The sequence below is a fragment of the Serinicoccus chungangensis genome, assembly GCF_001483745.1.
Classification (GTDB): Bacteria; Actinomycetota; Actinomycetes; order Actinomycetales; family Dermatophilaceae; genus Ornithinicoccus; species Ornithinicoccus chungangensis_A.
In genome coordinates this window covers 35,279-48,841 of the sequence record NZ_LQBL01000001.1, presented here as the reverse complement: position 1 = coordinate 48,841, position 13,563 = coordinate 35,279, and the positions used below count along the sequence as shown (strand labels likewise).

The window sequence follows — 13,563 nt, the reverse complement described above, 5'->3', positions numbered from 1 at the left end:
GCCCTGCGACCCGGCATCAGAGTGATGGATCAGCTCGCCGGGCACGGTCGGGTGACCGTCGCGGTCGCGCTGCCATAGGGCCATCCGCAGCGGAACCATGACCAGGTCGGTGGCCTTGCTGCCCGAGGCGTGCCAGGCCACGATCCGCTGGGAGAACACGTCCACGATGAACGCGACGTAGACGAACCCGGCCCAGGTCCGGGCGTAGGTGAAGTCGGTCACCCAGACGAGGTTGGGCGCCGAGGCGGTGAAGTCCCTGTTCAGCAGGTCACCGGCTCGGATGCCGTCCTTGGCCGGGATCGTGGTCCGCACCCCCTTGTCGCGACGCACCCCGGATAGTCCCAAGGTGGACATCGCCCGGTCCACGGCCCCGCCCGAGGCATCGGGCAGCACGGTGCGGCGCACGTAGGCAGTCATCTTCCGGCGCCCGTACAACCCCTCCGGGGTCAACTTGCGCCGGCCGTGATGGTCGGTGACCCAGGCGATATCGCGCACCGCGTCCACGACCAGGGCGTCGCTGATGGTCCGTGCGGCCACGACCCGGCCGCTGTGCTTCCACGACCGGTAGGTCCGCGCGGCGATCTGGCAGCCCTGCTCGCGCAGCACCCGGCAGACCGACTCGACCGCGTGGCCCTCGGCTCTCATGGTGTCGATGAAGCCCATGATCAACGGTTGCGGGGGTCGAGTTCCCCCACGAAGAAAGTTGTCGCGGCCTTGAGCACGGCCACGTCCTCGCGCAACCGACGGTTCTCGGTCTTGAGCCGCTTGATCTCCTCGTGCTCCTGGGTGCTCATCCCCTCGCGACGCCCGGCGTCGATGTCGGCCTGAGCGACCCAGCGGCGCACCGACTCACGCGAGACACCCAGCTGCTTGGACACAGCGATCATCGCCTCGGTCGTCGAGGGGTACTCCTGCTGGTGCTCCAGCACCAACCTGACGGCCCGAGCCCGCAGCTCGGGATCGATCTTCTTCGGCATGTGCTCATCCTCCTGGACTCAAACAGGAGCGGCATCAAACCTGGGGCGCTTCACATCGACCCCCGTACGTGTCCGGACCGGCTTGTAGGCTTGTAGGCGCGGAACCGCATCAGGTGATCTCGAGCGGCCTCCCGGACGTTCACGCCGGTGAAGCCGGCAGCGGCCAGCCCCTCGACCAGCTCCTCGACGGAGACCATACGGTGGGGCGATCGGTCAGCATGGTGCACGAACCGTGCGAGGAGCGTGTTGGTCAGGTCGTACCCCAGGAGCACCCCGCCGGGCTTGAGGACCCGCAGGGCTTCGGCTGCACCGTCGCGCCAGCAGATGACATGGTGGAGCATCAGGTTCGACATGACTGCGTCGAATCGGTCGGTGGCGAACGGCAGCGAGGTCATGTCTGCGGCCTGTACGCGCAGGTTCGGTACTGGGACAAGCCGGGCGCGCGCAACGGCGACCATGGCCGCGTCGACGTCCGTCACTGTGATGCTGGTCTCGGGAAATCTGCGGGCAGCGGCCTCGGCCATCGCCCCGCTCCCCGCGCCGACCTCCAAGACTTCGCCGTAGATCACGTGACCGTCCAGCGCCCACGGCAAGAGGACCCGCTGCGAGATCACCGTCCAGGGTGCCGCTCGGCAGAAGGCTGCTTCGATCGCGGACATGCGCGGCATGTGTCCTCCCTCGGTGGGAGCGTAACGCGAGCGGTCGTGCGCGACCTGCGCGGTGTCGTGGCGGTCGTAGGTCCCCGCGCGGTCAGACCGGCGCCCTGTCCCTGGGATATGCCGGTCGTACCAGCCCAGGTGTATTACAGGAGCGGTTCCAGAGAACCGAACATCGGCATAGGCGCGGACCAGTTCCACGTTCGGTGGCGCGTCGGCGGGTCCAGACGACTCGGTTCCTCACCTCGACGTGCCCGGCCCGAGCTACGCGAGGCGCCTCAGAGATGACCGGAACTGACCGTTCCCCGAGTGTGCTCGCCCGTACCTTCAGGCCGACAGGGACTTCTGAAGCTGGGCGAGCAGGTCGGCCGGTGGCAGCCACATGGAGGGGTACTCCCCGTACCAGCGCCGCTGCCCTTCGCGGTCGATGAGGACGAAGCTGTGGCCGGGCAGCCCGGCGTGCATGCCCTTGCCCAGGGTGCCGTAGGCCTGGGAGACGCGTCCGTCGTCCAGGAGGAACGGGGTGCGGACCCCGTTGAGCTGCATGTCGGTGGTGATCTGCTCGCGGGTGTTCATCACGATGGGCAGGAACGTGATGTCGAGGCCCTCGAACAGGGCCGCGTTCTTCTCGATCTCGGCCATCTGCACGAGGCAGGACTGGCAGCCGGCTCCCTCGTTGAAGTACAGGACCACGTTGCGGCCGCGGAACTGGTCCAGGCTGACGGTGCCGCCTGCGGTGTCGCTGAGGGTGAAGTCCGGCGCGGCGTCGGCGAGTTCGGTGGACGCCGGGCGCGAGGTCAGCAGCATGGCGGTGACGACCGCGGCGACGAGCGCCAGCGCGGTGCCGACGAGGCCGTACCGACGGGCTCGGCGACGGCGCTCCTCGGACCGCGTCTCAGCGGCGATGCGGGCCAGTCGGGACTCACGGGCTGATCTGGTGGACACGTCGGCTCCTTCAGGTGCGTGCGTCGTCTGCGGGGACGCGTGGGGTATGCGATGCGGCGCCGTGGCAGGCCTCGCCGGCAGGGCCCGGCGCGGCCAGGTCCGCGGCGTCCGTGCCCACGCCCGTGAGGGCGTCAGCTCCCGGTCGGCGGCGGTCGCGGAGGGTGGCGACGACGAAAACGGCGGCCAGGGCGAGCACGGCGAGGCCGAGCACCGGCTCGGGCACCGGGGAGACCCACTGCTCGACCCGGGTGAAGACGCCGGCGAGGCCACGGCCCGCGGCGACCTGGATGCCCGGGCCGCTGGTCATGGTGCCGGTGCCGGCGAGGTAGATCACGAAGACGCCCATCGCCGCGAACCCGGCGGCCACCACCAGGTTGATCGAGTTGGTGTGCACGACGCGGGTACCCAGCCGCAGCCGGACCGCCCGTGCCTGCAACAGCTTGCGCTCGCCGAGCCGGAAGCGGTCCCAGCCCAGGGCGATGAGGAACAGGGGGAAGACCATGCCGAACGTGTACGCCAGACCCAGGGTGAGGCCGCCGACCGCGGACCCGGAGAGCGCGGACAGGGTCATGACGCCGGCCAGCACGGGCGCGCAGCAGGCGCTGGCGATGCCGGAGAACACGCCGAGGCTGAAGAAGCTCAGACCGTCACCGCCCCTGGTGTCGGGCGCGCGCAGGGAGGCGGGCAGGGTGAGCATGCGGCCGGAGACGCTGAGCGCGGCCAGGGCCAGCATCAGCGCGCCGCCGGCGTAGTACAGGGGCGTGTGGTAGTTCGCCACCGCGGAGGCCACCAGGCTGATGCCCAGCGTGATGGGCACCAGCACGAGCGCGAGCCCGGCCGCGAAGAGGAAGGTCAGCGGCAGCAGCCGCCACCGCCGGTTCTTCACGGCGGCGGCGAGGTAGCTGGGGGCGAGGAAGACGATGCAGCAGGGGGCGAAGAGCGCCACCCCGCCGGCGAGGAAGGCCGCCAGGACGGAACCGGTGGTGAGCAGCTCGCCCATCTCAGGCCCCGAGCAGGCGCAGGAGCTTGCGGCGCGGCAGCCGGCCCTGGCTGAAGAAGGACCCGTCGACCAGCACCAGCGGAGTCATCGCGGCCCGGTGCTCGCGCATCAGCGCCTGCCCGTCGGCGGCACGTGCGTCGAGCGAGGTGACCTCGATCGTGTGGCCCTCTGAGACGAGCCCGGCGAGCACGGCCTGCGCGTCGTCGCAGAAGTGGCAGCCGGGGTTCTCGACGACGGCGACCTGCACTGGTCGCGGCACTGTGGTCACGGGGGTTCCTCTCCTGCACCGGGATGACGGGACCACCCTCACAGGCGCGCCCTGCGACTGGCCTGGCGGTTTCCGGGAGGTTTGCTGTCACCGCTGCGGGCCTCGCCATCGGATCTCCACAGAACTGCCGTCGGGAGACCGGGCGGGGCCTGCACAGTGGTGGCTATGGCCACATCTGCGCTCGAGCTGTCCGCCCCGCCGCGTCGAGGGCCCCGTACCTGGTGGGCGACGGTCCGCGCCGGCTTCGGGGCGGCCCTGGGGCTGGTGCCCCACGTCCTGCACCACGTCGGCCTGATCGCCGGGACCGCGCTGCTGACCGGTGCGCTGGGCAACGGCGTCCTCTACGTCGTGGGCCTCCTGCTGAGCATCCCCCTGCTGCGCCGACTCCGCTCGCGGTTCGGCACCGGGTGGGCACCGGCCTTGGGAGTCGTCGCCTTCACCGCCCTGTTCGCCCTGTCCGCGTTCGTGATCGGTCCACGCATCGGCGCGGCCGACGCCCCCGCCCCGACGCCTACCACCCCGTCGCCCTCGGTCACGACTCCCGCCGAGCACGACGGGCATCACTGACCCCCCGCCCGGTCCCTCCACCACTCTTGTGATGAGCCGGTCGGTTCAGCCCGGCCGGCCTGGGCCGGCCGGGCTCCGGCCGGACCCGGGCCTAGTGGCCGCCGTGGCCGTCCGTTGCCCCGCTGTCTCCGGCAGCGCCCTTCGGCACGTCCAGGGTCACCGGCGCCTGGGCCGGTACGGGCGTGCTGGAGAAGCTGATGCCGTTGGACGTGTCCCCGACCGGGACGCGCGCGACGACCTCCAGCTCGTCCAGGTCGACGACGGCGACGTCGTCGGCGTAGAGGTTGGTGACGTAGGCGTGGCGGCCGGAGGGGTCGACCACGACCCCGTGGGCACCCCGACCGGTCTCCACGGTCCCCGTCACCGTGAACGTCCGGGTGTCGATGACCGACAGGCTCGTTCCAGGTGCCGCCTCGGTGCCCTGGTTGGCGGCCAGCAGGTAGCGGTCGTCGGGGCTGACGTAGGTCTGGATCGGCCCGTCCCCGACCGTGACCCGGCCGACGACCTCGCGGCTGGCCATGTCGACCTTGACCACCTCGTCCTGGGCGCTGACCGAGGCGTACACGAACCGCCCGTCAGGGGAGAAGGCGACCTGTGCCGGGGCCGTGCCGACCTCGATGTCTGCCACCGTGGTGCGGGTGCTGGTGTCGACCACGCTCAGCGTGCTGCCCGCCACGTTGGCCACGACCAGCCAGCGGCCGTCGGGGCTGGGGCGCAGCCCGTGCGGCCCGGCACCCACCGGGATCGTGGCCTGCACCTCGCCGGACGCAGTGTCGATCACGGTCACGGTGCCGTCGGCGCCGTCGCTGGTGTATGCCGTGCGCTCGTCCGGGCTGACCACGACGTGGGCGGGTGCCCCGCCGGTGGTCACCGTGCGTGTCAGGTCCAGCGACCGCGCGTCGAGCGCGACGGCGAGCGAGTCGTGACCGCTCACCGCCCACACGCTGGCGCTGTCGGGTGAGACCTGCACGTTGTGCGGCCCCTCCACCCCGCGGACCGTGGTGACGACCGTGTTCGTTGCCGCGTCGATGACGCTCAGGCTGGCGTCCTCCTCGTTGGCCACCCACACCGCACCGGTCACCATCCCCTCATGCCCCGCCGCGGTCGACGGCGCCGTGGTGGGCGGTGCCGCGGTGGATGGTGCTTCGGCTGACGGAGCCACGGTTGCGGCGGCGGACTCCGGGGCGGCCGCGGGGACCGCTGGCACGGTGCCCGCGGCCCCACCGTCCCCTCCGAGCGCGACCGCCGCCGCCGTGCCTCCGACGGCGATGGCCAGTCCACCGGCTACCACCCAGCCGGTCGCCCGCCGCCGCGGACGACCGTCCTCTCCGTCTCGAGGTGAACCGGTCCTGCCGGGTCGCTCTTGCGCCATGAGGAACCTCCTGTTGCGTGGGCCAACCTGGTGGGGGCCCGTACCGCCACAACTGTGAGTCCTCCGGGCGGTGACGACCGGGCGTTCCGGTGGTGATTGGATGGAATTCCGTTAGTCGGTGTCCGCAGCCTTGTCCCGTCCCCGCCCAGGGTGCTCGCCGCCCCCGCGCACGGACCGGATCAACGGTGCCTTGCCGAGGGCGGTCCGAGAGACGGCCGGCACCCGCACCGCCCGGACCGGAGGTGCGACAGCGCCCGCCAGGGCGAGCGCGTCAGCCAGGCGCCGGGCGACCTGGCCCGTGTCGGCAAGCTCGGCCAAACCTGCGACGTAGACGGTGATCCCGGAGTCGTCCAGGACGACCTGCCAGCCGGTGAGGGGCAGCAGCTCCATCGCCCGGTGGACGACGTTGGGCTGGACGAGGATGTCACCGCCGCGGGCCGCGGGGAGGCGCAGCGCCTCCTCGGCCCTGCCCTGGACGCCGCCGATGCGCAGGAAGGGCCGGCCGCACGGGCACGGTGGGGCGGGGAGCATCCGCACCGAGTCGCTGAGCCCGTACCTGATGAGGGGCAGGGTGCGCGAGCCCAGGACGGTGACCAGCAGCCTGCTCCCGTACTCCCCGGGGGTGAACGGTCGGCCCTCGTCGTCGACGACCTCGGTGATGACCAGGTCCTCGAAGAGGTGCAGGCCGGCGTGCTGGCCGCACTCGGCGGCGATGCCTGCGGTCTCGGTGGCCGCGTACACGTTGAACGGACGACGGTTCCAGGCGTGCTCCACGTCACGGCGTGCCTCGGCGGTCAGCACCTCCGACGCGCTGAGCACGGCCCCCGGCTGCACGTGCAGGCGCCCTCCCCCGCCAGCAGCCCCAGCATGCTGGCGTAACCCACCAGAACGTCGGGCCGGAAGTGGTTGAGCCGCCGGACGACGTCCTCGAGCGGATCCCCGGAGTCGATCCGCAGTGTCGGGACGAACCGGCTGTCGACGCTCGCCCCGACCAGCGCGGACTGGTGCGAGGGCACCGTCGAGCTGACCACCGCCATCCTGGTGCGTCCGGTCAGCCGCACCGACGCCCCGGCCCAGCCGTAGGCGCGACTGTAGGAGGCCAGGACCTCCGCCCACTCCTCGACGTCCCAGACGAAGATGCCCGGCTCGCCCGTGGTGCCGGCCGTGGCTGCGACGTAGTACCGACCCATGAGCCGCTGCGCGCCGGCCTCGGCGGCCAGGTGCGCCCGTGCATCAGCCAGCCGCAGGTCGCCCCGGGTGATGAGGTCGTCGAACCGGTCCATGAGGACCGCCTTGGTCAGGATCGGCAGCTCAGCCAGCGGCGCCCGCGTCAGGCCGCGGTGGAACTCGCGGTAGAACCGAGATCTCAGCTGACTGTGATCACGCAACGCCGCCAGTCGCCGGGCCTGGTACGTGCGCACCTGAGATGGGCTCCACCCGTCGCGCGCTGCGAGCTCGCGCCGCCGACCCAGCACCTTCAGCAGCAACCTGGTGTCCATCTGCACCTCCTCGCCAGCGCGGCGGATGGTCGCGCGGGGCCTACCGCCGAGAAGCCACACGGACGGTCGGTCGCCACCGCCATCACCCCAGCGTGAACCCTCGTCCACATCACCCAGGTGACGGTTCGGTGCCGATCTGATGTCGCCCCGCAAATCTGGTCAGGACGGAGGTGTGATGTCGAGATCGGCTGCGTCCTCGGCGGCGCAGGACCGCTCGACCTGCAGGGTGGAGAAGTACACGTCGAACCGGTCCCGCAGGACACGCGCGGACTGCTCGAGCACCGCGTCACCATCGCGTTCGGCCTCAGGGACGTGCAGGTGCGCCGAGAAGACGGTGCGCCCGGAGGTGATGGTCCAGGCGTGCACGTGGTGGACGTCGCGAACGCCTGGCACCTGGCTCAGGGCGGTGATCACCGCGTCGAGGTCCAGGCTGTCCGGGGTGCCTTGCAGCAGGATGCGCAGCGCTGAGCGCAGGATGGTCCAGGACGCCCAGAGCAGCACCACGCCGAAGGCCATGCCGAGAAGCGGGTCGATGGCCAGGAAGCCGGTGAGGCGGATGACCAGGGCCGAGACGATGATGATGAGGCTGCCGACGAAGGTCTGCAGGATGTGCCAGAAGGCGCCCTTGATGTTGAGGTTAGTCTTCTGCCGCTGGTAGAGGAGCCGGAAGGCGATCACCTCGGTGAGGAGCCCGCCTGCGGCGACCCACAGCATCACGGTGGTGGGCAGCTCGATCGGGTCTGCCAGGCGCATCGCGCCCATCCAGAACACGTATGCCGCCATCAGGGCCAGGAACACGCCGTTGAAGAGGGCGCCGAGGATCTCTGCCCGGCCCCAGCCGAAGGTCTCCTGCGCGGTCGCGGGACGTCGGCTCAGCCGCTGCGCGACGAGGGCGATGAGCACCCCGCCGACGGCCGAGAAGGTGTGGAACGCATCGGAGATCACGGCCACCGAGCCGGACCACAGCCCGACGGCCAGCTCGATGACGAAGTAGATGCCGGTGAGCCAACCGGAGATCACCAGTGCTTGTCGGTCACCTCCGCCAGGGATGTGGGTGCCGTGGCCGGTCTGGTTCATGTCGCTCCTCCGTGATGGTGGTGGTGCTCGGTCATGCTTCAGCCGTCCGGTCGCCCGCCGACGGGCTGCGGCTCGTGCCGCGCGCCGGCGCGACCAGCAGCAGTGCTTCGGTGACCGTCTGCGCTAGCGGTCCGGGCTCCATGGGTCCGCGGTAGCGCCTGCCGTTGACGAAGACCGTGGGCGTTCCCACGGCGTCGGAGGCGTCGGCGGAGGCCACGTCCCGGGCGACGCGCGATGCGTGCAGGCCGGCGTCCAGCGCGGTGGTGAAGGCCTCCAGGTCAAGGTCCAGGCTGGCGGCGATCTGGTGGATGCGGCTGCGGGTCAGGTCGGTGTGCTGCCGGTACAGCTCGGCGTGCATGGCCCAGAACCGGCCCTGCACTGCCGCGGCCTCTGCGGCCTCTGCGGCCACCTGGGCGTGCGGGTGGATGTCGGCCAGCGGCAGGTGCCGGAAGACGACGTCGACGCTGTCGGGGAGCTCGCGGCGGACTTGCTCGACCACGGCCTGGGCGTGCGCGCTGTGGGCGCACTGGTAGTCGCCGTACCAGAGGATGACGGCACCGGCGTCCTGGGGGCCGGTGCGGTGGTCGGTGGCCGGGTCGGGCGGCACCGCCAGGTCGAGAAGGGGAGCTGCCACCCGTCCGGCCCCGGCGGTGCGGACCCGCGCCGGCATCCGGGGCAGGAGCCGGAAGATCAGCCAGCCCAGGAGTGCGGCGAGGGTGGACCCGGTCAGGATGCCGATCTTGGCCTCCTCCAGCTCGGACCCGTCGAAGCTGATGTCGGCGATGAGCAGGGAGACGGTGAAGCCGATGCCGGCGACCATGCCGATACCGGCCAGGGAGGACCAGGGCACGGTCAGCGGCAGGCCGCCGAAGGCCGGGCGGGCTGCCAACCAGGTGGACCCGAGCACGCCCGCCGCCTTGCCGACCACCAGACCCAGGAGGATCCCCAGGGTGATCGGTGAGGTCGCCGCGCGCGAGAGCGTGGCGGTGTCCACGCTCAGGCCGGCGTTGGCCAGGGCGAACAGGGGGACGATGACGTAGCTGGACCAGGGATGGAACATCCGTTGCAGCCGGTCGTTCGGAGAGACGGCCTGGGCCATGGAGCGGCTGGCGCGGTGCGCCATCTGCGGCGTGGGCGTCATGCGGAAGCGTCGCCACCAGAGCCCGGCCCGTCGCAGCTCCTCCCGTCCTGGCGACGTCGCCGTCGCCAGCAGACCGGCCGCAACGCCTGCGACGGTGGCGTGCAGCCCCGACGCGGACACCGCCACCCACATGAGGACGGCGAGGCCGGCGTACCAGGGCAGCGCCCGGACGTCGGCGGCGCGCAGGAGCAGGATCGCCGCGAAGGCCGCGACCGCCCCGGCCAGCCACGCCAGCGACAGCCTCTCGGTGTACACGACGGCGATGACGCTCAGGGCGATCACGTCGTCGATCACCACGAGGGTCAGCAGGAACGTGCGTGCCCGGGCGGAGACACCGCGTGACAGTGAGAGCACGCCGAGCGCGAACGCCGTGTCGGTGCCCACGACGATGCCCCAGCCGCGCACCGAGTCGGTGCCGGCGTTCAGGGCCACGAAGATCAGCGCGGGCACGATCATCCCGCCGAGGGCAGCGATCACCGGCGCCGCCAGTCGCCGGCGCTCACGCAGGTCACCGACGTCGAACTCGCGCCGGATCTCCAGCCCGGCGACGAAGAAGAAGATGGCCATCAGGCCCTCGTTGACCCAGTCCCGCAGGGTGTGGACCAGGTTCACCGGTCCGACGTGCAGGCCCGCCTCGGCTGCCCACAGCGCCTCGTACCCGGCCCGCCACGGTGAGTTCGCCCAGACCAGGGCGGCGACCGTGGCGAGCAGCAGGACGACCGCGCCGGAGTTCTCTGTCACGACGAACCGCCGGAGGGCACCGGCGCTGCGTTCCCGGCGGTGGTCCGCGGTGTCCAGGTGGGCGTCGTGCATGCTGGGGTTCTCCTCTGCTGATCGCGCTTCGGCCGCGGGCCTGCGCCGCCGGTGCGGCACGTCCCGGGCTGCTCCACCGGTGGACGGAGGCGCAGCCCGGGCGGTGCGGGCCTGCTCAGCTGCGCACGAGCCTGGCGATCGCCCGTGAGGCCTGCTCCACCCGGTCCTCCTGGGGCCGCCCGGTGGGGTCGGACTGCCGCAGGCACTGGTGCAGGTGCTCGTCGAGCAGGAGCAGGGCGACGGCCTGCAGGGCCCGGGTCGTCGCGGCGACCTGGGTGAGGATGTCGATGCAGTCCTTTTCGTCAGCAACCATGCCGCTGATGCCGCGGACCTGTCCCTCGATCCGGTGCAGGCGCACCTGGAGCGCGACGGGGCTGCTGCGGGCGCCGGTGGTCATTGTGCCGCTCCTGTCGGTCCTGGCCCAGGCTTGGGTCAGGGTGTCGGGCTGGGGTGCCCGTACCGGTGAGGGTCGGCGTCGAAGGTCGTGGCGCAGTGCCCGGAGCAGAAGTGGAACGTGGTGCCGCCGTGCTCGCGGGTGGCCGCGGCCGTGGCCGGGTCGATGCTCATGCCGCACACCGGGTCGGTGACGGTGGTCTCGCGCTGGTGCCCGTGGTGCTGCTCGTGATGGGTCATGGTGTCCTCCTGGGTGGGGTCGTGTCCGAGCTCGACCACCGGGTCGGTGGCCGGGACGTGCGTGACGGCGGGGAGCTCTCTGGGCGTGAAGCTCCGCAGCCGGTTGGCGTTGGCGACCACGGACAGCGAGGAGAGGGCCATGGCCGCGGCGGCGATGATCGGGCTGAGCAGCAGCCCGAGGGTGGGGTAGAGCACGCCGGCGGCGATCGGGATGCCGACGGCGTTGTAGCCGAAGGCGAAGACCAGGTTCTGCCGGATGTTCCGCATGGTGGCCTTCGACAGGTCGATGGCGGTGACCAGCCCGGCGAGGCTGCCCGAGATGAGGGTGATGTCGCTGGACTCGATGGCCACGTCGGTCCCGGTGCCGATGGCCGAGCCGACGTCCGCCTGGGCCAGCGCCGGGGCGTCGTTGATGCCGTCGCCGACCATCCCCACGACGTTGCCCTCCGCCTGCAGACGCTTGACCTCGGCGGCCTTGTGCTCGGGCATGACCTCGGCCAGCACCCGCGTGATGCCGACGGCACGGGCGATGGCGGCCGCGGTGTCGCGGTTGTCACCGGTCATCATGACGACCTCGAGGCCGCGCTCCTGCAGGGCCGCGATGGCCTCGACGGAGCCGTCCTTGACGGTGTCGGCCACGCCGATGACGCCCGCGGCCTGACCGTCGACCGCGACCAGCATCGGGGTCTTGCCCTCCTGGGCCAGCCGTCGCAGGTCGGTCTGCAGCGCGGCCGCGTCGATGCTCGCGGCGGACAGGAGCCGGTCGTTGCCGACCAGCACCTCCCGGCCGCCTACCAGCGCGCGCACGCCCTGGCCGGTGATGGAGTCGAAGGCGGTCGCCTCGGGCAGGCTCAGCCCGCGCTCCTTGGCCCCGGTCACGATGGCGGTGGCCAGCGGGTGCTCGGAGGATGCCTCGACGGCGGCGACCAGGGTGAGGAGGTCCTGGGGTGAGAATCCCTGAGCCGGCAGCACGTCGGTCAACGAGGGGGCGCCCTTGGTGATGGTGCCCGTCTTGTCGAGCACCACGGTGTCGAGCTTGTGCGCGCTCTCCAGCGCCTCGGCCGAGCGGATCAGGATGCCGTTCGTGGCGCCCTTGCCGGTGCCGACGGTGATCGACATGGGCGTGGCCAGGCCCAGCGCGCACGGGCAGGCGATGATCAGCACCGACACCGTCGCGACCAGGGCGAAGATCAGGGCCGGCGGCGGGCCGACGAGCGACCAGACGGCGAAGGTCCAGATCGCGATCATGATCACGGCCGGCACGAAGTAGCTGGAGACCTTGTCGACCACCCGCTGGATCGGCGCCTTGGACCCCTGCGCCTGGCGCACGAGCTGGATGATCTGGGCGAGCATCGTCTCGGCGCCGACCTTGGTGGCCGTGTACCGGAACGCACCCGTCTGGTTGATCGTGGCGCCGATGACCGTGTCGCCGACCGTCTTGGTGACCGGGATCGGCTCACCGGTGACCATCGACTCATCCACCGCGGAGGAGCCCTGAAGCACCTGCCCGTCCACCGGCAGCTTCTCCCCGGGGCGGACCACCACGACGTCGCCGCCGACGACCTCCTCGATTCCGACCTCCACCTCCTGTCCTGCGCGGACCACCCGCGCGGTCCGCGGCTGCAGGCCCATCAGCGCCCGGATCGCCTCGCCGGTGCCGGCCTTGGCCTTGGTCTCGATCAGCCGGCCCAGCAGGATGAGCGTGATGATGACGGCGACGGCCTCGTAGTAGACCTCCTGGGCGATGTCGGGCAGCACCCACGGGACGAAGGTGACCACGAGGCTGTACCCGTACGCGGCGATGGTGCCCAGCGTGATCAGCGAGTTCATCTCGGCGGTGCGGTGGGACAGGGCCAGCCAGCCGGTGCGATGGATCGGCCAACCCGTGTAGAAGAAGATGGGCGTGACCAGGGCCAGCTGGAACCAGCGGTTCATCAGCAGGTCCGGCACCCAGGTGGCGCCGAAGACCTCGTGCGCCATCACCGCGAAGACCAGGGGCAGGCTCAGGACCGTGCCGATGATCACCCGCCGGCGCAGGTCGGCGATCTCCGCGGCCCGCTCGGCCGCTTCCGCGTCGTCGCCCTGCCCGGCGCCTGACCCGGTCGCCGGCCCAGCCGCGGTGGCGGCCGGCTCTGGTACCCCCTCAATGCGAGGGGGCGCGGCCGCCTCACCCCCCGGCTCGGCTGCGTCACCGGCCACCACCCTCACCGTGCCGTGGAGCATGTTCATCCCGCAGGCGAACCCGAAGTCTCCGGTCTGCTGGGGGGTGAAGTCCACGGTGGTGCTGGCGTACGCCGGGAGCATCTCGTTGACCCGGAAGTCGGGAAGGACCACCCGGGAGGAGCAGTCGCCGCTCTCCTGCCGGTCGAAGACCAGGCGGACGGGCACGCCCTGGACGACCTCGACCAGGTCGGGACTGTAGCCGCCCTTCACGGTCACCGTGACGACCTGGCGTCCCCCCTCCAGCTCGGCGCGCCGGGACTTCTTGGGGCCGAAGAAGTACCAGCCGGTCAAGACCGTCAGCACCGCCGCCGTGGCCACTGTCAGCAGGACATCCATGATCGTGCTTCCTCTCTCGGGCTCCTACAGCCCCCCGCCGGCATCCATACCCTCGG

At 71.4% G+C, this 13,563-nt stretch carries 12 protein-coding genes and 1 pseudogene; 1 reads left to right on the top strand and 12 read right to left on the bottom strand.

Features of this window, described 5'->3' with window-relative positions:
* The 5 genes and pseudogenes from AVL62_RS00260 to AVL62_RS00235 all read right to left on the bottom strand — a co-directional run.
* Window positions 1-977 (bottom strand): annotated as a pseudogene (locus tag AVL62_RS00260) (IS3 family transposase); the annotation flags it as partial.
* 50 nt (window positions 978-1,027) lie between these two features.
* Window positions 1,028-1,645, bottom strand: coding sequence for a class I SAM-dependent methyltransferase (locus AVL62_RS00250; RefSeq protein WP_058889688.1), 618 nt, complete (start codon window positions 1,643-1,645; stop codon window positions 1,028-1,030).
* A gap of 315 nt (window positions 1,646-1,960) precedes the next feature.
* On the bottom strand, window positions 1,961-2,578 hold the full coding sequence (locus AVL62_RS00245; RefSeq protein WP_058889687.1) for a peroxiredoxin family protein: 618 nt from the start codon (window positions 2,576-2,578) through the stop codon (window positions 1,961-1,963).
* A gap of 10 nt (window positions 2,579-2,588) precedes the next feature.
* Window positions 2,589-3,578, bottom strand: coding sequence for a cytochrome c biogenesis CcdA family protein (locus AVL62_RS00240; RefSeq protein ID WP_058889686.1), 990 nt, complete (start codon window positions 3,576-3,578; stop codon window positions 2,589-2,591).
* 1 nt (window position 3,579) lies between these two features.
* Window positions 3,580-3,846, bottom strand: coding sequence for a thioredoxin family protein (locus AVL62_RS00235; protein WP_083518548.1), 267 nt, complete (start codon window positions 3,844-3,846; stop codon window positions 3,580-3,582).
* Window positions 3,847-4,011: 165 nt separating this feature from the next.
* On the opposite strand from AVL62_RS00235, the gene AVL62_RS00230 reads away from it, so the two are divergent.
* Window positions 4,012-4,413, top strand: a complete 402-nt coding sequence (locus tag AVL62_RS00230) for a hypothetical protein (protein WP_058889684.1) — start codon at window positions 4,012-4,014, stop codon at window positions 4,411-4,413.
* 91 nt (window positions 4,414-4,504) lie between these two features.
* Here AVL62_RS00230 and AVL62_RS00225 read toward each other — a convergent pair whose 3' ends face one another.
* The 7 genes from AVL62_RS00225 to AVL62_RS00195 all read right to left on the bottom strand — a co-directional run bounded on the left by AVL62_RS00225 (window position 4,505) and on the right by AVL62_RS00195 (window position 13,507).
* The gene (locus AVL62_RS00225; RefSeq protein WP_058889683.1) at window positions 4,505-5,497 is read right to left on the bottom strand and encodes a cytochrome D1 domain-containing protein; all 993 of its coding nucleotides are present in this window, start codon (window positions 5,495-5,497) and stop codon (window positions 4,505-4,507) included.
* A gap of 399 nt (window positions 5,498-5,896) precedes the next feature.
* Window positions 5,897-6,604 (bottom strand): phenylacetate--CoA ligase family protein, encoded by a 708-nt coding sequence (locus tag AVL62_RS00220; protein WP_153011580.1) that lies wholly within the window; start codon window positions 6,602-6,604, stop codon window positions 5,897-5,899.
* Window positions 6,580-7,284 (bottom strand): hypothetical protein, encoded by a 705-nt coding sequence (locus tag AVL62_RS00215; protein ID WP_058889681.1) that lies wholly within the window; start codon window positions 7,282-7,284, stop codon window positions 6,580-6,582. The genes AVL62_RS00220 and AVL62_RS00215 overlap by 25 nt, the downstream gene beginning before the upstream one ends.
* A 159-nt stretch (window positions 7,285-7,443) precedes the next feature.
* Window positions 7,444-8,361, bottom strand: coding sequence for a cation diffusion facilitator family transporter (locus AVL62_RS00210; protein ID WP_058889680.1), 918 nt, complete (start codon window positions 8,359-8,361; stop codon window positions 7,444-7,446).
* 31 nt (window positions 8,362-8,392) lie between these two features.
* Entirely contained in the window at window positions 8,393-10,315 is a 1,923-nt protein-coding gene (nhaA, locus tag AVL62_RS00205; protein WP_058889679.1) for a Na+/H+ antiporter NhaA, read from the bottom strand.
* Window positions 10,316-10,430: 115 nt separating this feature from the next.
* Entirely contained in the window at window positions 10,431-10,712 is a 282-nt protein-coding gene (locus tag AVL62_RS00200; RefSeq protein ID WP_058889678.1) for a metal-sensitive transcriptional regulator, read from the bottom strand.
* A 35-nt stretch (window positions 10,713-10,747) separates the two neighbouring features.
* Window positions 10,748-13,507 carry a heavy metal translocating P-type ATPase gene (locus AVL62_RS00195; RefSeq protein WP_058889677.1) on the bottom strand — a complete coding sequence of 920 codons (2,760 nt, stop codon included), beginning with the start codon at window positions 13,505-13,507 and terminating at the stop codon, window positions 10,748-10,750.
* Window positions 13,508-13,563 lie beyond the last annotated feature (56 nt).

Bases quoted from the DNA above. Each gene is read 5' to 3' on its own strand.
- AVL62_RS00250 (WP_058889688.1), bottom strand. From the start codon at position 1,645: ATGCCGCGCATGTCCGCGATCGAAGCAGCCTTCTGCCGAGCGGCACCC.
- AVL62_RS00240 (WP_058889686.1), bottom strand. From the start codon at position 3,578: ATGGGCGAGCTGCTCACCACCGGTTCCGTCCTGGCGGCCTTCCTCGCC.
- AVL62_RS00230 (WP_058889684.1), top strand. From the start codon at position 4,012: ATGGCCACATCTGCGCTCGAGCTGTCCGCCCCGCCGCGTCGAGGGCCC.
- AVL62_RS00225 (WP_058889683.1), bottom strand. From the start codon at position 5,497: ATGGTGACCGGTGCGGTGTGGGTGGCCAACGAGGAGGACGCCAGCCTG.
- AVL62_RS00215 (WP_058889681.1), bottom strand. From the start codon at position 7,284: ATGGACACCAGGTTGCTGCTGAAGGTGCTGGGTCGGCGGCGCGAGCTC.
- AVL62_RS00210 (WP_058889680.1), bottom strand. From the start codon at position 8,361: ATGAACCAGACCGGCCACGGCACCCACATCCCTGGCGGAGGTGACCGA.
- nhaA (WP_058889679.1), bottom strand. From the start codon at position 10,315: ATGCACGACGCCCACCTGGACACCGCGGACCACCGCCGGGAACGCAGC.
- AVL62_RS00200 (WP_058889678.1), bottom strand. From the start codon at position 10,712: ATGACCACCGGCGCCCGCAGCAGCCCCGTCGCGCTCCAGGTGCGCCTG.
- AVL62_RS00195 (WP_058889677.1), bottom strand. From the start codon at position 13,507: ATGGATGTCCTGCTGACAGTGGCCACGGCGGCGGTGCTGACGGTCTTG.